The organism is Antarctobacter sp. (assembly GCF_965277915.1).
Taxonomy (GTDB): domain Bacteria; phylum Pseudomonadota; class Alphaproteobacteria; order Rhodobacterales; family Rhodobacteraceae; genus Antarctobacter.
This window is the reverse complement of sequence record NZ_OZ255849.1, coordinates 501,904-520,472: the sequence shown is the minus strand read 5'-3', so window position 1 is coordinate 520,472 and position 18,569 is coordinate 501,904. Positions and strand designations below refer to the sequence as shown.

General features: G+C 65.1%; 18 protein-coding genes. 4 read left to right on the top strand and 14 right to left on the bottom strand.

The window, feature by feature from the left end:
- Positions 1-21: 21 nt before the first annotated feature.
- The 3 genes from ACQY5B_RS03470 to ACQY5B_RS03460 all read left to right on the top strand — a co-directional run bounded on the left by ACQY5B_RS03470 (position 22) and on the right by ACQY5B_RS03460 (position 3,835).
- Positions 22-2,460, top strand: coding sequence for a ligase-associated DNA damage response DEXH box helicase (locus ACQY5B_RS03470; RefSeq protein WP_420326366.1), 2,439 nt, complete (start codon positions 22-24; stop codon positions 2,458-2,460).
- 233 nt (positions 2,461-2,693) lie between these two features.
- Entirely contained in the window at positions 2,694-3,371 is a 678-nt protein-coding gene (pdeM, locus tag ACQY5B_RS03465) for a ligase-associated DNA damage response endonuclease PdeM (RefSeq protein WP_420326367.1), read from the top strand.
- Positions 3,372-3,412: 41 nt separating this feature from the next.
- Positions 3,413-3,835 (top strand): PaaI family thioesterase, encoded by a 423-nt coding sequence (locus tag ACQY5B_RS03460; protein ID WP_305969647.1) that lies wholly within the window; start codon positions 3,413-3,415, stop codon positions 3,833-3,835.
- Between the two features lie 3 nt (positions 3,836-3,838).
- Here ACQY5B_RS03460 and ACQY5B_RS03455 read toward each other — a convergent pair whose 3' ends face one another.
- A complete protein-coding gene (locus ACQY5B_RS03455) occupies positions 3,839-4,726 on the bottom strand; it encodes an NAD-dependent epimerase/dehydratase family protein (protein WP_420326368.1) in 888 nt (295 codons plus the stop codon).
- Positions 4,727-4,985: 259 nt separating this feature from the next.
- Positions 4,986-5,558 carry a hypothetical protein gene (locus tag ACQY5B_RS03450; RefSeq protein ID WP_420326369.1) on the bottom strand — a complete coding sequence of 191 codons (573 nt, stop codon included), beginning with the start codon at positions 5,556-5,558 and terminating at the stop codon, positions 4,986-4,988.
- A 15-nt stretch (positions 5,559-5,573) separates the two neighbouring features.
- Here ACQY5B_RS03450 and ACQY5B_RS03445 point away from each other — a divergent pair, with 15 nt between their 5' ends.
- Positions 5,574-6,005 (top strand): hypothetical protein, encoded by a 432-nt coding sequence (locus ACQY5B_RS03445; protein ID WP_420326370.1) that lies wholly within the window; start codon positions 5,574-5,576, stop codon positions 6,003-6,005.
- A 330-nt stretch (positions 6,006-6,335) separates the two neighbouring features.
- On the opposite strand, the gene folD is transcribed toward ACQY5B_RS03445, so the two are convergent.
- The 12 genes from folD to tolA all read right to left on the bottom strand — a co-directional run bounded on the left by folD (position 6,336) and on the right by tolA (position 18,564).
- Positions 6,336-7,253, bottom strand: coding sequence for a bifunctional methylenetetrahydrofolate dehydrogenase/methenyltetrahydrofolate cyclohydrolase FolD (gene folD / locus ACQY5B_RS03440; protein WP_420326371.1), 918 nt, complete (start codon positions 7,251-7,253; stop codon positions 6,336-6,338).
- Positions 7,250-7,564 carry a chorismate mutase gene (locus ACQY5B_RS03435; protein ID WP_305972705.1) on the bottom strand — a complete coding sequence of 105 codons (315 nt, stop codon included), beginning with the start codon at positions 7,562-7,564 and terminating at the stop codon, positions 7,250-7,252. Before ACQY5B_RS03435 ends, folD begins: the two co-directional genes overlap by 4 nt.
- Positions 7,561-7,800 (bottom strand): hypothetical protein, encoded by a 240-nt coding sequence (locus ACQY5B_RS03430; RefSeq protein WP_420326372.1) that lies wholly within the window; start codon positions 7,798-7,800, stop codon positions 7,561-7,563. Before ACQY5B_RS03430 ends, ACQY5B_RS03435 begins: the two co-directional genes overlap by 4 nt.
- Positions 7,801-7,845: 45 nt before the next feature.
- Entirely contained in the window at positions 7,846-9,522 is a 1,677-nt protein-coding gene (locus tag ACQY5B_RS03425; RefSeq protein WP_420326373.1) for a formate--tetrahydrofolate ligase, read from the bottom strand.
- Positions 9,523-9,803: 281 nt separating this feature from the next.
- Complete coding sequence (locus ACQY5B_RS03420; RefSeq protein ID WP_420326374.1) at positions 9,804-10,391, bottom strand: MOSC domain-containing protein; 588 nt, start codon at positions 10,389-10,391, stop codon at positions 9,804-9,806.
- 11 nt (positions 10,392-10,402) lie between these two features.
- Complete coding sequence (locus ACQY5B_RS03415; RefSeq protein ID WP_420326375.1) at positions 10,403-11,221, bottom strand: methyltransferase domain-containing protein; 819 nt, start codon at positions 11,219-11,221, stop codon at positions 10,403-10,405.
- Positions 11,218-13,137: an ATP-dependent zinc metalloprotease FtsH gene (gene ftsH / locus ACQY5B_RS03410; RefSeq protein WP_305972316.1), complete on the bottom strand. Its 1,920-nt coding sequence runs from the start codon at positions 13,135-13,137 to the stop codon at positions 11,218-11,220. The genes ACQY5B_RS03415 and ftsH overlap by 4 nt, the downstream gene beginning before the upstream one ends.
- A gap of 78 nt (positions 13,138-13,215) precedes the next feature.
- Positions 13,216-14,460: a tRNA lysidine(34) synthetase TilS gene (gene tilS / locus ACQY5B_RS03405; RefSeq protein WP_421917714.1), complete on the bottom strand. Its 1,245-nt coding sequence runs from the start codon at positions 14,458-14,460 to the stop codon at positions 13,216-13,218.
- 4 nt (positions 14,461-14,464) lie between these two features.
- Complete coding sequence (gene ybgF / locus ACQY5B_RS03400) at positions 14,465-15,295, bottom strand: tol-pal system protein YbgF (protein WP_420326377.1); 831 nt, start codon at positions 15,293-15,295, stop codon at positions 14,465-14,467.
- 3 nt (positions 15,296-15,298) lie between these two features.
- Positions 15,299-15,814: a peptidoglycan-associated lipoprotein Pal gene (gene pal / locus ACQY5B_RS03395; protein ID WP_420326379.1), complete on the bottom strand. Its 516-nt coding sequence runs from the start codon at positions 15,812-15,814 to the stop codon at positions 15,299-15,301.
- A gap of 67 nt (positions 15,815-15,881) precedes the next feature.
- Positions 15,882-17,207: a Tol-Pal system beta propeller repeat protein TolB gene (gene tolB / locus ACQY5B_RS03390; protein ID WP_420326380.1), complete on the bottom strand. Its 1,326-nt coding sequence runs from the start codon at positions 17,205-17,207 to the stop codon at positions 15,882-15,884.
- 139 nt (positions 17,208-17,346) lie between these two features.
- The gene (gene tolA, locus ACQY5B_RS03385) at positions 17,347-18,564 is read right to left on the bottom strand and encodes a cell envelope integrity protein TolA (RefSeq protein ID WP_420326381.1); all 1,218 of its coding nucleotides are present in this window, start codon (positions 18,562-18,564) and stop codon (positions 17,347-17,349) included.
- Between the last annotated feature and the right edge of the window lie 5 nt (positions 18,565-18,569).

Here is an 18,569-nt window from a genome sequence, read left to right as displayed (position 1 = left end):
GGAGCGGGTTATCTCTCGACCATGACACGGCTACCCGACAGTCTGCACAGCTGGTTCGACGCGCGCGGATGGCAGATCCATCCGCACCAGCGCGCCATGTTGGAACGTGCCGCTGACCCGGCGCTGCTGCTGATTGCCCCCACCGGCGGCGGCAAGACGCTGGCCGGGTTCCTGCCCACGCTTTCCGAACTTGCCGATGCGCCACGAAACGGGTTGCACACGCTCTATATCTCGCCGCTCAAGGCGCTGGCCGCCGACATCCGGCGCAACCTGCTGATCCCCATCGAAGAGGCGGGCCTGCCCATCCGGGTCGAGGACCGCACCGGCGACACGCCCGCCAGCCGCAAGAAACGCCAGCGCGCCGACCCGCCCCATATCCTGCTGACCACGCCCGAAAGCCTTGCCCTGCTCACCTCTTACGAGGACGCGCCGCGCATGTTCGCCGGGCTGCAACGGGCGGTGGTCGATGAAATCCACGCGCTTGCGGAATCCAAACGCGGCGACCAGTTGATGCTGGCGCTGGCACGGCTTCAGGCGCTCTGCCCCGGCCTGCGCCGCGTCGGCCTCTCGGCCACGGTCGAGGACCCGAAAGCCATTGCGCGGCTCATGGCGCACGGCGATCAGCCCTGCGAAATCCTGCAGGCCGATCCCGGGCCGGACCCGGATATTTCCATGCTGGTCACCGATCAGGCCCCGCCCTGGGCCGGAGGCGGTGCAGCCTACTCCATCCCCGCCGTTCTGGAACAGGTCAAACGCCACAAGACCACGCTGATCTTTCACAACACCCGCGCCCAGGCAGAGATCTATTTCCACAACCTCTGGCTCGCCAACGAGGACGCCCTGCCCATCGGCATCCACCACGGCTCGCTCGACCGCGGTCAGCGCGAAAAAGTCGAGGCCGCCATGGTGCGCGGCGACCTGCGCGCCATCGTCTGCACCGGGTCGCTGGACCTTGGCATCGACTGGGGCGACGTGGATCTCGTGATCCAGGTCGGCGCGCCAAAGAACGTCAAACGACTTGTGCAGAGGATCGGGCGGGCCAATCACCGCTACAACGCGCCGTCCAAGGCGATCCTTGTCCCCGCCAACCGTTTCGAGGTGGTCGAATGCCTTGCCGCGCTGGAGGCGGTCAAGGAACACGACTTGGACGGCGATCCGCGTGGGCCGGGTCCGCGCGATGTGCTCTGCCAGCATATCCTGATCGCTGCTGCCTCTGGCCCCTTCGACGCGGACGCGCTGTATGAGGAAATGCGCGGCGCCGGGGCCTATGCTGGTCTGACCCGCACGCAATTCGACGCTTGTCTGGATTTCTGCGCGACCGGCGGCTACGCGCTGCGCGCCTATGACCAGTGGCAGCGCCTGCAACAGCGGCCCGACGGGCTCTGGCAGTTGCGCGACCCGCGTTCTGCCACCCGCATCCGCCAGAATATCGGCACGATACAGGACACCGACACGCTCAAGGTGAAATGGCGCGGTCGCGGCGGCGCACCTCTGGGCGAGGTCGAAGAGGGCTTTGCCGCCTCGCTGACAAAGGGCGACACCTTCCTGATCGGCGGCCAGATCGTCCGCTACGAGGGGCTGCGCGAACTGGTGGTCGAGGTGACGCGCGATCCCGGGCGCAAGCCCAAGATCGCCACTTTCATGGGCACGAAATTCTCGACCTCCACACAGCTGAGTGACCGGATCCTGCGCATGTTCCGTGCCGACGACTGGCCCGATTTGCCGCCCCACACCCGCGATTGGCTGCACCTGCAACGCGAGGTGTCGCGCCTGCCCGAACCCGGCCGCCTGCTGGTCGAGAGCTTTCCTCACGACGGGCGGCAGCAACTGGTGGTCTATGGATTTGCGGGCCGCAACGCGCAGCAGACGCTGGGCCTGTTGCTGACCAAGCGGATGGAGGAGATGGGATTGGCCCCGATGGGGTTCGTCAGCACCGATTACGCGACGCTGATCTGGGGTTTGGACTCGGTGACGGACCCCGCGCCGCTGTTCGATCTGGAGGCGCTGGAAAACGGGCTGGACACCTGGTTGGCGGGCAACGCGGTGATGAAACGCACCTTTCGCGCCAGTGCCACCATCGCCGGGCTGATCGAACGGCAGGTGGGCGGCCAGCGCAAGACCGGGCGGCAGGCCACCATGTCCTCGGACATCCTTTATGACACGCTGCTGAAATACGACCCCGACCACCTGCTGATGCAGATCACCCGAGAAGAGGCCATGCGCGGTCTAGTCGATTTCGCCCGCATCCGCGAGATGTCCGAGCGCGTCGGCGACCGCATCGATCATCTGCGCCTTTCCCGCATCACGCCGTTGGCCGCGCCGCTTTTCCTTGAACCCGGGCGGGTGCCGGTCAACGGGCTGGCGGACGAACGATTGATGGAAGAAGAAGTCACCCGCCTGCTGAACGAAAGCGGCCTTGCGCAGGTCGAGACGAAACCGGCCTGGCGGGTGCCCTGGTAGGCGCTACAAGCAAGGCGTTCCGATACGCGGGCTTTGCATCCATGAAGGTCGAGCGTTGGATAAAATGATTGGGGCAAGTGTCCGGCGCTGGCCGATCTGACGAAAGATCTTGTCTGGTGTGGTTCGCCCAGAATGTCCTGACCGGCTGACCCGCACCGGGCCGGGACGTGTACATGGCCCCCTGTGCCGTGCAACCGCTTGCGGACACCGCCTTGGCGTGTCAAGAACAAGCCATGAACACGTACGGTTTCACCTTTCATGGCGCCGTCCTGCAGGCCCTGCCGTCCGGGGCACTGCACTGGCCCGAGGCCGCGATACTGGTGGTTTCGGACCTGCATCTGGGCAAGTCCGCCCGGCTGTCCGCCGTGGGTGGCGCGCAGCTGCCGCCCTACGAGACGCGGGAAACCCTGCAACGTCTGGACGATGATCTTGCCGCCACCAAGGCCCAAAGGGTCATCTGCCTGGGCGACAGTTTTGATGCCCCGGGCATAGAGGCCGCGCTGCCGCAAGAGGACCTTCTGTGGATCACACGCCTGCAAGCCGGGCGAGAGTGGATCTGGATCGCAGGCAACCACGATCCGGCCCCTGTGACACTGAAGGGCGCGCACCGGGCCGAACACACCGAGGGCGCGCTGACCTTTCGCCATATTGCCACGGCGGACGGGCGGGCTGAGGTCTCGGGCCATTATCATCCCAAGGCGCGACTGTCCCTCAGGGGGCGCAGCGTGACCCGCCCCTGTTTCCTGATCGACGACACGCGCCTGATCCTGCCCGCCTACGGGGCCTACACCGGCGGGCTGCACTGCGACGCACCCGTCCTGTCCGACCTGATGGGGCCGGCGGCACAGGCCATCCTGACCGGTTCACGGCCTGTGGCCATTCCGATGCCCCGGCGCGCCAGAGCCAGCTGACCCCTCTTGCCCTCACCTGCGCGGCATGGCCAAGTCGTGACATGACCCTAGACACCCGCATCCGCACCAGTTTCAATCGCCAGGGGATGCTTGTCACCCTCGGCGCCTCTTTGACCCGCATCGCCCCCGGCGAAATCGAGATCGAGGTGCCGATCCGGCCCGAGGTGTCACAGCAACAGGGATATGCGCACGGCGCCCTGCCCTTTGCCATCGGCGACAGCGCGGCCGGCTATGCCGCCGTCACCCTGCTGGACGAAGACAGTGACGTGGTCACGTCAGAGATGGCGATCCACTACCTTGCTCCCGGCTTCGGGGATCGACTTGTCGCGCGTGGCAGCGTGTTAAAACCCGGAAAACGGATGCTGGTCACGCAGGCCGATGTCTTTGCCGTCACCGGTACCGAGGAACGGCACATCGCCCGACTGACCGGGACGATGGTCCGTGTCCCGCTGCGACAGGAGTGAGCCTTATCCCAGCACGTCACGCCAGCTGTGGCGCGGCTGGTAGCCCAGCAACTCCTTGGCCTTGCGGCTGCTGTACAGCGTCTCGGTCTCGCCCAACGCACCCTTGACCGGCACGCCCTCGTAGAACCTCTCGATCAGTTCCGGCGTTGTCAGCGCGACGGAATGATCATCATTGGAAACGTTGAAGACCTCGTAGCCCAGCCCGTCGGTCGCAAGGCACCTGTCGACCATCTGCCCCAGATCTCGCGCGTCGATATAGGCAAAGATGTTGCGCCGCCGCACCTCCGGATTCTCCATGTAGGCCGGAAAGCTCTCGGCGTATTCATGCGGCTCGATCACGTTGTTGATCCGCAGGCCGTAGATGTCGAAACCACTGCGTGCCTGAAAGCTGCGGGCGGAGACCTCGTTGCAGACCTTGGACATGGCATAGCTGTCCTCGGGCACGGTCGGGTGATCCTCGTCGATGGGCAGGTAATCGGGCTTGCGCTCGCCATCGGCGAAACAGACGCCATAGGTGGTCTCGGACGAGGCAAAGACGATCTTTCGGATGCCGAATTTCACCGCGGCGTCGATGATGTTGTAGGTGCCCAGCGTGTTGACCCGATAGCATTCGTTGTCCGAAGTCACGAGGATGCGCGGGATGGCCGCGAAATGCACCACCGCGTCGAATTTCGGCACGCCGGTCCCGGGCTCCAATTCATCGAGACCGGCAAGACTGCTCATGACGTCATAGACCTGGCCCGCGTCGGTGATATCGGCGATGCGGTTGTCGACGCCTTCAAGAGCCAGTGGCACCCGGTCGACGTTCAGGACCCGGTGCCCCTGTTCCAGCAGGTAGGCAACGACGTGGCGCCCGGCCTTGCCCGCCCCGCCCGTGAATAAGATCCGCATGATGCCTGCTCCTCCTGATTTTCCGTCCCCTGTGGAACTGTCAGTGCAAGGTAGCACCACGGCCCCAGACCGTCCAATTGAACGGATGCGCAATACACAGGCTCTCGATGGACAAATACGGGACCTCACCCCATGCAATGCCCTGCTTTAATAAAAAGTTACCAAAAAGCTAATGACAGACTAACCTTTCTTGGCTACACAACCTCAGGGGGTGCGTGATTCCCCCTTAAGTAGAGGATTAACGATGGCTCTGGATAGTTTAATTGGTGATGGTGGTCTGATTGGCGGACTTCTGGATGAGATCGAAATCAGCAGCGCCGTACTTGGCAGCGACGATCTTCTCGGAGACGCATTGAGCGGCGATCTGATTGGCCACGTGTCTGGCACCGTGCAAGGCGTACTGGGCGGCAACCTGATCGGCAACCTGCTGGGGGGCGATCTGCTTGGTGGTGACCTGCTTGGCGGCGTTCTCGGCGGCGATCTTCTGAGTGGCGTGCTGGGCGGCGACCTGCTCGGCGACGTGCTGGAAGGTGACCTGATCGGTGATCTGCTGGGCGGCGATCTCCTTGGCGACCTGCTGGGTGGCGATCTGCTCGGCGACGTCCTGGGCGGCGATCTGCTGGGCGGTGATCTGCTCGGCGACGTCCTGGGCGGCGATCTGCTGGGCGGTGATCTTCTGGGCGGCCTGCCGGGTAGCGATCTCGTAGACGGCGCTCTCGGCGATGTGACCGGCCTCCTCGGTGCGGTGACCGAAGTGCTCGGCGATCTGGGTGACAACGGCGTCGAAACCGCCCTTAGTGCCGTGACCGCAATCTTGGGCGAGGTTGTTCAAGGGGTTGTTTCGGTTGTGAACTTCGCCGGACCGCTGACCGATGAAGCCGGCAACATCGTCGCCGATCTTGTTGACGGCGCAGTCGAAGCGCTGGCCTTCGTGATCGATCCGGCACTGGGCGGTCTCTCCGGTCTGACCGACGGTCAACTGGCTGACCTGGAAAGCCTCGCAGCCGACCTGCTGGGCGACGGCACCGTGCTCCTGCCCGCGATCGATGCTCTGGGAACTGCGGACGCGTTGATCTTCGTGAACTCCGATTCCGATGCCGGAGATATCGACGGCCTGGTTGGCGTTTCGCTTCTGCCCGGTCTCGACCTGCCGCTTGGCGATCTCTACGAAACGCTGAGCGACATCGACGAGACACTGGGCCTGGACGCACAGGTCAACCTGACTCTCGAAAACGGCACCGGTCTTGACGTGACTGTCGATCTGTTCGACACGCTCTAAGAGACTTCAGGAAAGCGCTCATTCCTTTTCGTTGTGCCCCGAATAGACCCGGGGCACAACCTTTCGGAATTGGCACACTTGATCAAATTCAAATAACACTTCGGCGCAGCAATAAGAGATTGCGCGCAGAAATAAATAAGACCTCTTGGCCAGAGCATCTGACAGACACATTGAAATACGCGAAATATTGAGATGATCAGCGCAATATTCGCGTAATGCCTGAACATCAGACAAATCCAACCCCATTGAATAGCTATATCCGGCAGGAGAAACAGCCCGCCGGGGGCGCGAAACACGCGCCCCTGCCGATCCAGCTTCAGACCGACGACATCATGCGGTCAGCCCCTCCGGCTCATCCAGTCCGTTGGCCCGGCAGCAGGCGGTCAGCGTGTTGGCCAGCAGGCAGGCGATGGTCATCGGGCCGACGCCGCCGGGGACCGGCGTGATCGCCCCTGCCACCGCGGCACAGCTCTCGTAGTGCGCGTCGCCGACCAGGCGGGTCTTGACGCTGCCATCTTCCCTGGTGCCCTTTTCCGGCGCGTCGATACGGTTGATGCCCACGTCGATCACCGTGGCCCCCGGCTTGATCCAGTCGCCCGGCACCATCTCGGGGCGGCCCACGGCGGCGACGACGATATCGGCGCGGCGCACGACCTCGGGCAGGTCCTTGGTGCGGCTGTGGGCAATCGTCACCGTGCAGCTGTCGCCCAGCAGCAGTTGCGCCATCGGCTTGCCGACGATGTTCGACCGGCCGATCACAACCGCGTCCAGGCCACTCAGCGAGCCGTGGTGATCGCGCAGCATCATCAGGCAGCCCAGCGGCGTGCAGGGCACCATGGATTTCTGCCCCGTGCCCAGCAGGCCGACGTTGGAAATGTGAAAGCCGTCCACGTCCTTGGCCGGGTCGATCGCGTTGATCACCAGGTCCTCGTCGAGGTGTTTCGGCAAGGGCAGCTGCACCAGGATGCCATGCACCGCCGGGTCCTTGTTCAGCTTGTCGATCAGCGCCAGAAGGTCCGCCTCGGAGGTATCGGCCTCCAGCTTGTGCTCGTAGGAGTTCATGCCGGTCTCGACGGTCTGCTTGCCCTTCGAGCGGACGTAGACCTGGCTGGCCGGGTCCTCTCCCACCAGCACCACCGCCAGGCCGGGCGTGATGCCGTTTTCATCCTTCAGCCGCGCCACATGCGCCGCCACCTTCTCGCGGACCGTGGCCGCAAAGGCCTTGCCGTCAATGATTGTTGCGCTCATCCGTCTTTTCCTTCCTTGCCGATCACCCGTTCCTCACGGGCAATCACCGTCTCGATCATGAGTGTCCAAATCGCCCGGGCGAGTTCCGGATCCAGCCCCTCGGCCCGGGCCCTGTCGCCAACATTGGCCAGAACCGCCTCGATCCGGCGCGGCGCCCGGGCCGCGATGCCCTCGCGGGCCTTCAGGTCGGGCGCGCGGTCGGTATAGCCTTCACGCTCTGCCAGAAGGCGCACCAGCTCGCGGTCGATCTCGTCGATACAGAGCCGAAGTTCCGCCATGGTCTCAATGGTTTCGGGGGCAGGACGCGTCATGGATTTCCCTTTTCGCAATGGAACCTGCCCATCCCTACCGTCATTTTCCGGCGCCGTCCGGCCCCGGGAAAGCCATCCCGCAAAATTCCGGGAATTTTTTTCCAGAGCCACAGAACCGGCAGCAGCAGCACGAACCCGAGTCGGCCTTCCCTGCCGCTGCCTCCCGGGATCAGCCAACGTGCCAGCGTCACCCCGATCACCGCCGTCACGATGGTCAGGACCGGCAAACCGAACACGCCCGCGACGATGATCGTACCGCGCGGGCGTGCCCTCTTTGTCGCTCAGAACAGGCCCTCGATCTGGCCCGCGTCGTTCAGGCGGATGCTTTCCGACGCCGGCACCCTGGGCAGGCCCGGCATGGTCATGATCTCGCCGCAGACGACGACGATAAAGCCCGCCCCCGCCGACAGCCGCACCTCGCGCACCGGCACCGAATGGCCGGTGGGCGCGCCACGCAGGTTCGGATCGGTCGAGAAGGAATACTGCGTCTTGGCCATGCAGACCGGCAGGTTGCCATAGCCCTGCTCTTCCCAGAGCTTCAGCTGATCGCGGATCTTCTTGTCCATCAGCGCCTCGTCGGCGCGGTAGATCCGCTTGCAGATGGTCTGGATCTTCTCGGCCAGCGGCATCTCGTCGGGATAGATCGGCGAGAAGTTGGCGCTTTCGCCCTCTGCCACCGCCACGACCTTGCGGGCAAGATCGGCCGAGCCTTCCGACCCCAGTTCCCAGTGACGGCTCAGCACCGCCTCGGCACCGTGGCTGGCGACATAGTCCTTGATCGCCGCGACCTCGGCATCGGTATCGGTGACGAAGTGGTTGATCGCCACGACAACCGGCACGCCGAAGGATTTGAGGTTCTCGATGTGACGGCCCAGGTTCGGACAGCCCTTCTTGACCGCATCCACGTTCTCGGCGCCCAGGTCGGCCTTGGCCACGCCGCCGTTCATCTTCATCGCGCGCACGGTGGCCACGCAGACCACGGCGGACGGCGCAAGACCGGCCTTGCGGCACTTGATGTTCATGAACTTCTCGGCCCCCAGGTCGGCGCCAAAGCCCGCCTCGGTCACGACGTAGTCGGCCAGTTTCAGCGCCGTGGTCGTCGCGATGACCGAGTTGCAGCCGTGCGCGATATTGGCGAAGGGGCCACCGTGCACGAAGGCCGGGTTGTTCTCCAGCGTCTGCACCAGGTTCGGCTGCATCGCGTCCTTGAGCAGCACGGTCATCGCGCCCTCGGCCTTGATGTCGCGGCAGAAGACCGGCGACTTGTCGCGGCGATAGGCGATGATCATCGCGCCCAGGCGCTCTTCGAGGTCCTTGAGATCCTTGGCAAGGCAGAGGATCGCCATGACCTCGGAGGCCACGGTGATGTCGAACCCATCCTCACGCGGGAACCCGTTGGCCACGCCGCCCAGCGACGAGGTGATCTGCCGCAGCGAGCGGTCGTTCATGTCGACGACCCGGCGCCACTGGACCCGGCGCAGGTCGATCTCCTGCGCGTTGCCCCAGTAGATGTGGTTGTCGATCATCGCCGACAGCAGGCTGTGCGCGCTGGTGATGGCGTGGAAGTCGCCGGTGAAATGGAGGTTCATCTCCTCCATCGGCACGACCTGCGCCTTGCCGCCCCCGGCGGCGCCGCCCTTCATGCCGAAGTTCGGTCCAAGCGAGGCCTCGCGGATGCAGATCATCGCCTTCTTGCCGATCTTGTTCAGACCGTCGCCAAGACCCACCGTCGTCGTCGTCTTGCCCTCGCCCGCAGGCGTCGGGTTGATCGCCGTCACCAGGATCAGCTTGCCGTCCGGACGGTCCTGAACCGAGTTGATGAAATCCTGGCTCACCTTCGCCTTGTCGTGACCGTAGGGCAGCAGGTGCTCACCCGGAATGTTCAGCGCATCACCAATCTCCTGGATCGGCTTCTTGTTCGCCTCGCGGGCTATTTCGATGTCGGACTTGAATGCCATCTTGGTGCTGTCCCTGTTGCAGATGGTTTCGCGATGGCCCAGCCATAGCGATGTGCCGGACCGTCTGTGAAAGCGAATCCGACCTTTTCTTGCGAAACTGCGGCGAAGGTTGACCGCGTCACGAGCCATGTGCCGCTGATCGGAAACCCAAGGCTCTGGCGGGGCGAATGGTCATCGCGTTGCGCCTATAGATCACTGCTGCACCGGCGCAGAGCAACACGAACTTTCGTATCGGAAATTTTGATCCCTGCGCGTTGAACAGGGCCCTGTCCGGCGGGGGATCAGTGCTCGGGTTGCCAGGCCCGTTGGTCGGGGACGTGAAGGCGCAGGACATCGCCGATCGCCACGCGGCCCTCGCGGGCGACAGAGGCGGTCACGCCGCGCCGTCCAGCGGCAGCAGGTTTGAAGCCGCGTCCCTTGCCGGGTGCTACCGTTTCGATGCTCTTGGCGGGAAATTGGCAAGGACGGTTCTGCATGTCCACGGTCAGCGTCGCCCCGGACGGCGCTTGCAGCCTGGACGACGGCGGGACAAAGCTGAAGTCCGGCAATCCACTGAGAACCATGGAGGCGCCCAACCGTGCGGGATCTATCGCGTCCACCCCGATCAGGGCCGCGATTTCGGCCAGTTCCTCGGCACTGATGAGGCTCAGTTGGCGTTCGTTCCGGATTTCCGTTCCCTTGGGATACTGCGACTTGACCCGCGAACAGGAAAGCCGCGTCGCCCCACCGTGAAACGACCCCGCCACCCCGTCAAAGGTCAGGTCCAGGCGCTCTCGCGGTTCGGCCAGAAGTTCGACACGATCTGCGTTCGTCACGACGCCCAGCCATGTGACGGTTGCGGTGTAATCAGTGGGCTTGAGCGCGGGCATGGGGGGCCTTTCTAGGGGGCAGGAACGGATCGCCCTGCACGGGCCAAGGTAAAGAACATACGCCGCAGGGGGAACAATGCGCTTCCGTCGGTGGACAACGGGTAGGCCTTGGGAATGAGCTCGTCATAGGCGGCCACCAACCGGGCACGGGCCGTTTCGGGCATGGCCCGCAGGATGGGCCGGGCATAGGTCGCCTCTGTGAATCGGCGCACGGGGTGCCCCTCGTCGCAGGGCGGCAGTTTCTGGAAATACTCGGTCTCCCAGAGGCTGATCTCGCCCAGGCCTTCGAGCAGGTGGTAATACTGCGCCGGTTTCAGAACCTCCGGCAGGTGAACCTCCTCCACCTGGCCCGGGCAGAGTTCCTCTGCCAATGTGCGCCAAAGCCGGTGCGAGGGTGCGTTGTTCTGATGCGGCACCTGAACGGCCAGAATCCCCCCCGGAACCAGAGCATCGACCAAACCCGGCAAAAAGGCTTCGTGCCCGTCGACCCAGTGCAAAGCGGCATTGGAGAATATCAGCGCCGGGGCTTCTTGCGGCTGCCATTCTGCAATGTCTCTCTCTTCCAGCCGATCATAGACCCCCTGCCCCCTCGCCTGTTCCAGCATCGCCGGGGAACTGTCGACTCCGATCAGCCTGGCTCCGGTCGTCTTGCAGAACCGCAGGTGAAGGTCCGGCGCCACATCCCCGGCGCCACAGCCCAGGTCGATCACGTCGCCTAGGGGCAATGGCCCGATCCGCGCCAAGAGGTCCAGCGCGGGCAGCAAACGATAACCCCGGAACCTGTGGTAGGTCCCGGGGTCCCAATCGTCTTCTGTCTTCCCGGTCGTCATGCCGAGGGCTCAGGCTCCAGTCCCCCATCACCCGAGGGTTTGGACTTGGGCTTGGTCTTGGGGATCGCGGTCAGCGACGGCTTTTCCTCGACCGCGCCAGAGCCGTCGTCGTCGTCGCCCGAATGGGGCGGATCGCCCCGCATCACGCGCTTGATCTCTTCGCCGGTCAGGGTTTCATATTCCAGCAGCCCTTTCGCCAGGCGCTCCCACTCGTCCTTGCGGTCGGTGAGGATCTGGTAGGCGCGTTCATAGGCTTCCTGGATGAAGCGTTTGACCTCGTCCTCGATCAGTTCCTTGGTGTGCGCCGACACCGACAGACCCGCGGTGTTGCCCTGATAGCCCTCGTGCGCCTCGGCATAGTCGATATTGCCCACCTTGTCGGACATGCCCCAGCGCAAGACCATCGCGCGGGCCAGCGCGCTGGCCTGCTGGATGTCGCCCGCCGGGCCGTTCGAGACGTTGGGCTCGCCGTACTTGATGATCTCGGCGGCCTTGCCGGCCATCGTCATCGCCATCTTTTCCTCGCACTCGGACTTGTGCCAGTTCAGACGGTCGATTTCCGGCAGGCTGACCACCATGCCAAGCGCGCCGCCACGCGGGATGATCGTTGCCTTGTAGACCGGGTCGCATTGCGGCAGGGCCAGCCCGACCACCGCGTGACCGGCTTCGTGGTAGGCGGTCTTTTCCTTCTGGTCATCGGTCAGGACCATGCTGCGCCGCTCGGCGCCCATCATCACCTTGTCCTTGGCGTTCTCGAAGTCTTCCATGGTCACGAAACGGCGGCCGACACGCGCCGCCATCAGCGCCGCTTCGTTCACGAGGTTGGCAAGGTCGGCACCCGAGAAACCCGGCGTGCCGCGCGCAATGATGCGCAGATCGACATCCGGACCCAGAGGGGTCTTGCGCGCATGCACGCCAAGGATCTTTTCACGGCCCTTGATGTCGGGGTTCGGCACCGTCACCTGGCGGTCGAAACGGCCCGGACGCAGCAGCGCCGGGTCCAGAACGTCGCGCCGGTTGGTGGCGGCCACGATGATGACACCCTCGTTGGCCTCGAACCCGTCCATCTCGACCAGCAGCTGGTTGAGCGTCTGTTCGCGTTCGTCGTTGCCACCGCCATAGCCCTGGCCACGGGCACGGCCCACGGCGTCGATCTCGTCGATGAAAACGATACAGGGGGCGTTCTTCTTCGCCTGCTCGAACATGTCGCGGACACGGCTGGCGCCGACACCGACGAACATTTCAACGAAATCGGACCCCGAGATGGTGAAGAAAGGCACGCCGGCCTCGCCAGCGATTGCGCGCGCCAGCAGCGTTTTACCAGTACCCGGAGGGCCAACCAGCAACGCGCCCTTGGGGATCTTGCCGCCCAGACGGCTGAATTTCTGCGGGTTGCGCAGGAATTCGACGATCTCTTCGAGTTCTTCCTTGGCCTCGTCGATGCCTGCCACGTCGTCAAATGTCACGCGGCCATGTTTCTCGGTCAGCAGTTTGGCCTTGGACTTGCCAAAGCCCATCGCACCGCCTTTGCCGCCGCCCTGCATCCGGTTCATGAAGTAGATCCAGACACCGATCAGCAGCAGGAAGGGCAGAAGCGACAGCAGGAAGGACTGGAAGCCCGACTGCTCCTGCGCCTCGGCCTTGACCGGAATGTTGTTGTCCAACAGCAGGTTGGTCAGTTCCGCATCCTCGGGTTTGATGGTGACATAGTCCTGCCCCTCGTTGGTGCGATAGCGCACCTGTTCACCGTCGATGGTCACAGAGCTGACGTTCTGCGTCTCGACCGCGCGGACGAAATCGGAGTAGCCGACCTCGCGACTCTGCAGCGTGGTGCCGCCGCCCGAGAACAGGTTGAAGAGCGCCAGGATCAGGAGGAACAGAACGACCCAGAAGGCGATGTTTCTTGCGTTACCCAAGGGGGGAACTCCTTTGTAAGCTTTGCAGGCTCATAGCACAGCGAGTTGTAGTGTAACATAGAGATCGGCGCCCTGGCTTCAATGCGAGAGCAGGAAGTCGCGGAACACCTCGGCGCGGCACAGGCGCGCAGTTTTGCCAGGGCCAATACCCAGGGCGTCACAGGCCAGCAAGGTGTCGTTCCGCCAGATCGACGGCAGGGACAGGGCGGCGCGAAACGGCGGCGCGCCCGGCGGCTTCTCGGCGACCTGCCGCCAGCCGTCCTCTCCCAATGCGCGGATCGTGCATCCCGCGTAGTCGGGCGCCGTGACCTGCCACCGTCCGTCCCATGTGCCACCAGGGGTGATCACGGCCCTCTGGGCGACGGCAGCCACCTCGCGGAACATCAGCACCCGGCCCCGGTGGTGGATCACCTCGCAACCGTGCAGCGTTCCGCCGCCCCCGCTGACCAGCCGATCACGCAGCCCTTCCAAGGCCTCGGCCCGTGGCGGGTACTCTGCACCGGACACAAAGCGCAGCATGGCTGACAAAAGGCGGCGCTGCGTGGCAGGTTCGACCCTCACGTACCAATCAGGCTTCAGAACCAAGCCGCCCCAGTCGGATTGCGTGCCAACCAAATCCCATATCGTTGCGGCACGCTGGCCCAGAGCGAGGCGGTCCTCTCGCAGGCGGGCGGCCGTGTCGGCCAGGGTTTCGGCCCCCAGCCCCTCGGCCTGCAAATCCGCGAGCAGCCGGCGCATCCTTACCCGTCCATAGGTCGGGTCATCGTTGGACGGATCTTCGACCCAGGTGCCTTTCAGAACAGTCAGGTAATGGCGCAATTCGGCCCGCCCCATGTCCAGGCAGGGGCGCAAGACCTGCATGCCGCCCACTTGCCGCCGCGCTGACATTGCCGCCAACCCGTCCACACCAGAGCCACGCGCCAGGCGCATCAGGAATGTCTCGGCCACGTCGTCCCGCGTATGGGCCATCAGCACATGGGACAGCGAGCCGCGCCATGCGTCGATCAACGCAAGCCGCCCACGCCGCGCGGCGTCCATCTTGTTGCCGGTGCCATCCCAGTGCCAGCACAGCGTGTCATGGGGCCAACCCAGTGCGGCGCATTCCGCCGCCACCATCGCGGCTTCGTCCGCCGACTCGGGGCGCAGCCCGTGATCCACGGTGACCACTCGCAGGCCCACGCCCCAGTGTCTGGTCCAATTATGCGCGAGCGTCAGCATCGCCATGCTGTCGCCCCCGCCAGAGACGGCCAGACCGATTTCGGCAGGGAAATCCGGGCCAAGCAACTGGCCCATCGCCTCGGCAAACCGCTGGTCGAGGTTCACCGTATTACTGGCACCCAAGGCTCTGCCGGCTGGCTGTCGCGCGGGCCACCGCATCCGATCCGGGGTAGCGCGCCGCGACCTCACCCAACGTGATACAGGCCTCGCTCACCGAACCCAGCGCGCCCAGGGCATCGCCCAGGCGCCACAGAGCCTCGGGCGCGACCTTGGAGTCGGGAAAGCCCGAGTAGGCCGACAGGTAGCGCCGCGCGGCCTCGCGCGTGTCGCCCTGTGCCTCCAGCGCCCGTCCCTCGCCGATCAGCGCCGCAGGCTCCAGCGGTCCCATCGGGTAGGTTTCGCGGAACTGGGCAAACAGCATTTCGGCGCCCGAGTAGTCGCCCGCGTCCAGCGCCTCGAGCGCAGCCCGGAAATCCGCCTCTTCGCTGATGGCAAGTTCCCCGTCGAAAGGCAGCGCATCGGTGGCCGGCTCCGGCGCCGGCTGCGCCGGGGCGGGTGCCGGCGCGGCGTCCCCACCCAGCGGATCGGTCTCGGCCAGCTTGCCGATGTCACAACCGGGTTCCAGCTCGCAGATGCGGAATTTCAGATCGCCGATCCGGTTGGTTCCGTCCTTGACGACACGGCCCAGACGGAACTCCAGTTCCTCGGTCTTGGCGGTCAGGCGCTGCAGCTCGCTCTCGATGGCGGTGATGCGGTCCAGCGCGGACCCGCCCACCGCAACAGAGGGCGCGCCGGTGGTGTTCAACTCGGCGCGCAGCTTGCGCAATTCGACGGTCAGGACAGCAAGGTCCTGCTTGACGTCGGCCAGCGTCTCGCCCTGCTGGGCCGTTGCCATACCGCCTGCCAGCAGGCAGGCCCCGAACACCACGGCACGCAGCATGTCTTACCCCGTCAGGCTGCTGACCGAGATCACGGTCACGGCGCGGCGGTTCTTGGCATAGCATGCCTCTTCCGAGCAGATCTCGAGCGGGCGCTCCTTGCCGTAGCTGACGAATTTCAGGCGGCTTTGCGGGATACCCTTGGCCACCAGGTATTCCATCACCGCATTGGCACGGCGGGCGCCCAGCGCGAGGTTGTATTCCCGCGTGCCCTGTTCGTCGGCGTGACCTTCGATGATCGCCAGGTAATCCGGGTTGTCCATCAGCCACTTGGCCTGACCGTCCAGCACCACGCGCGCCTCGGGCGACAGCGAAGACTGGTCGACCGCGAACAGCACCCGGTCGCCGACGCGGGCCGAGAAATAGGCCGGCGAATTGGGGTCGTCGACGCTGCCGGGTGCATAGGTGCCCGGACCGCCCGCCCCCCGCGAAGCGTCGTCGCCACCGAACCGCGACGGGTTGGTACAGGCCGCGGTGGCAAGTGCCGCGCCGATCAGGATGGCCTTGGTGAGATGTTTCATGGATCAGGTCCTGCTCTTGTCATTGCGGCCTATCTATCACAGGGCGCAATATATGGGAAATGACGTCTTATTGCAGCGGGCCCCAGCTGGGGTCCGAGGCGCCCGCCGGGGTGCGCACCCGCTTCAGGTTGCGCCCCGAGATATCGACCGAGTACAACGCCGACGAGCCCTGCGCCCCCTGTGTCTCGCGCGAGAACATGATGACACGGCCGTTGGGGGCCCATGTCGGGCCTTCGTCCAGGAAAGAGGCGGTCAAGAGCCGCTCCTCGCTGCCGTCGGTGCGCATTACACCGATATGGAACCGGCCAGCGTTCTGCTTGGTAAAGGCGATACGATCGCCGCGCGGGCTCCAGACCGGGGTGCCGTAGCGCCCGTCGCCAAAACTGATCCGCTGCGCCTCTCCGCCCGTCGCAGGCATGACATACAGCTGCTGGGTGCCCGACCGGTCGCTTTCAAAAACGATCTGCTGCCCATCGGGCGAAAAGCTGGGCGCGGTTTCGATAGACGGGGCCGAGGTCAGGCGCCGTGTCGCGCCGCTGGCAAGATCCATCGCGAAGATATCGGTATTCGATCCCTGCGTCAGCGAATAGACCACCATCCGCCCGTCCGGCGAGAACCGCGGCGCAAAGCTCATCACGCCCTCACCTACCTGCAGGATCTGGCTGGCCACGTCGCCAACCGTCAGGACGTGGATACGGGGAAAGCCCGTTTCGTAGCTGGTATAAAGCACCCGCCCACCATTGGGCGAAAAGCGCGGCGCCAGCACCAGGGAGGAGTCGTCGGTCAGGTACTGCACGTTGGCGCCGTCGTAATCCATGATCGCCAGGCGTTTCTGGCGCGCATCCTTGGGTCCGGTTTCAGAGACAAAGACCACGCGACTGTCGAAATAGGGCGTCTCGCCGGTCAGCCGGCTGTAGACCTGATCGGCCACCTTGTGCGCCAGCCGGCGAAAGCCGCTGGCGTCAGAGGCGAACTGCATCCCCTGCCCCAGTTCCTGGCCGGCAAAGACGTCCCAGACCCGGAACTTGACCACCACCCGGCCCGAGGCATCGGCAGACACCGACCCGGTGATCAGAGCCTGCGCGTTGATCGCCTTCCAGTCCGCGAACTGGACCGGGGCGCCAAAGCTGCTGACCCGGGCGATATGCGCATCGCGCGGGATTTCGCGGAAAAGACCGGTGCCGGTCAGGTCGGCGGCGACAACGCGGCTGATCTCGGCCGCGAACTGTTCCGCAGCCTGGGTTTCGGCGACGAAATCGGGCACCGCGTAGGGCAAGGGTTCGATAACACCTTCGGTGATCTCGATGCGCAGGGGGCCGGACTGAGCCTGAACAGCCACAGGCAGGAAAGCCGTGGCACAGGCAAGGACCAAGGCGACTAGACGTGCGATCATCTCGGAAAACCCTCCTTCGGGCGCTGCTCGGGCCGGATCTGGCAGGTCTGTGCCCGCCCTGCGTTAACCTATCCTGATTTCCCCCGCCGCAAAACCGGCAATACCGGACCGCAGAGGGGGAATTTGCGCAGGAAATCGCTCACCGCAACCTCATCTGCTCCGGGTTGAAGGTCATCTCGATCTCTTTCCACTGCTCGTATTTCTCGGCCGGCAGGTCGTACCCGCCCTTCTCGCAGCGCAGGACCGCGCGCCGTGCCGCCTGAAAGGCAGTCTGCACCGCCGCCGAGCTGCCCTCGGAGGCTCCGATCATGCGCAGGCTGCCCGGCACGACGCGCCCGTCCTGATCGAGTTCCATCCCGACCGTCACCGTGACGTTCGACGCCTCGGACCCGTTGTCGACGATCCAGCAGGCTTGCACCGCCAGTCGCAACGCCTCGCGCTCGCCCCGCGTCATGGGGGGACCTTCGGGGACATCCGGCGGGGCGGCGGAAAGGGCATCGGCCAGCGCCGCCGTGATATCGGCGTTGACGTCCGGCAGATCCGGCGCCGCGGGTTCCGGGTCCGGCGTAGCGGTCGGTTCCGGGGGTGCATCGGGGACCGCATCGGGAGCGGGATCGGGACGCGGCGTCGCCGCCTGGGCCACGCGGGGCGTGCGCGCCTGCGGACGCAATGATTCCGTCGGCGCGAAACGCGGGCCGCCCTCGGGCACGATCTCGGTCGCGGTTTCGGGCGGCGCCGTCGGGTCGCGCTCTTCCTCGACGATCTCGGGGGCGTCCGCCTCGGGGTCCACCGCCTCGACACGTTCTTCGGCGCGCTCGGTGTTCGGATCGGGCGGCGCCACGGGTTCGCTTGCCACGCGGTCCGCCGGGCGCGCCTGGGGCCGCAAGGAGTCACTGGGCGCACGCGTCGAGGGCACCGGCGCAGGCTGCGGCGCGATCGGCGCCGGGACAGGTTCAGGATCCGGCAACGGCGCCGGGGCCGGCACGGGATCGGGTTCCGGGACCGGCTGCGGTTCCGGTACGGGTTCAGGTTCGGGTTGCGGCTCGGGCTGGGGTTCGGGCGCCGGTTGCGGTTCGGGTTCGGGCTCCGGGACGGGCTCCGGCTCCGGCGCGGGGACCGGTTCGGGTTCTGGCGCGGGTTCGGGCTCGGGCTCCGGAGGCGGTGCCACGGGTGTTTCCGCTTCGGGCTCCGGCTCCGGGACCGGCGGCGCCGTCAACAGGGCGAAATCCTCTTCGCTCAGAACGGTCACGTCCGAGACCTGCATCTCCGGCGGCTCTGCCGAGAACACGTCGCCCAGCAGCAGCCAGGCAAACAGCAGGGCATGTGCCCCGCCGGATATATAGAGATAGCGGTTCATCCGCG

Coding starts and splice junctions, on each gene's coding strand:
- ACQY5B_RS03455 (WP_420326368.1), bottom strand. CDS start 4,726: ATGCGGATCTTATTCACGGGCGGGGCGGGCAAGGCCGGGCGCCACGTC.
- folD (WP_420326371.1), bottom strand. CDS start 7,253: ATGAGCGCAACAATCATTGACGGCAAGGCCTTTGCGGCCACGGTCCGC.
- ACQY5B_RS03435 (WP_305972705.1), bottom strand. CDS start 7,564: ATGACGCGTCCTGCCCCCGAAACCATTGAGACCATGGCGGAACTTCGG.
- ACQY5B_RS03420 (WP_420326374.1), bottom strand. CDS start 10,391: ATGCCCGCGCTCAAGCCCACTGATTACACCGCAACCGTCACATGGCTG.
- pal (WP_420326379.1), bottom strand. CDS start 15,814: ATGAAACATCTCACCAAGGCCATCCTGATCGGCGCGGCACTTGCCACC.
- ybgF (WP_420326377.1), bottom strand. CDS start 15,295: ATGCTGCGTGCCGTGGTGTTCGGGGCCTGCCTGCTGGCAGGCGGTATG.
- ACQY5B_RS03470 (WP_420326366.1), top strand. CDS start 22: ATGACACGGCTACCCGACAGTCTGCACAGCTGGTTCGACGCGCGCGGA.
- ACQY5B_RS03460 (WP_305969647.1), top strand. CDS start 3,413: ATGACCCTAGACACCCGCATCCGCACCAGTTTCAATCGCCAGGGGATG.
- pdeM (WP_420326367.1), top strand. CDS start 2,694: ATGAACACGTACGGTTTCACCTTTCATGGCGCCGTCCTGCAGGCCCTG.
- ACQY5B_RS03425 (WP_420326373.1), bottom strand. CDS start 9,522: ATGGCATTCAAGTCCGACATCGAAATAGCCCGCGAGGCGAACAAGAAG.
- tolA (WP_420326381.1), bottom strand. CDS start 18,564: ATGAACCGCTATCTCTATATATCCGGCGGGGCACATGCCCTGCTGTTT.
- tolB (WP_420326380.1), bottom strand. CDS start 17,207: ATGATCGCACGTCTAGTCGCCTTGGTCCTTGCCTGTGCCACGGCTTTC.
- ACQY5B_RS03415 (WP_420326375.1), bottom strand. CDS start 11,221: ATGACGACCGGGAAGACAGAAGACGATTGGGACCCCGGGACCTACCAC.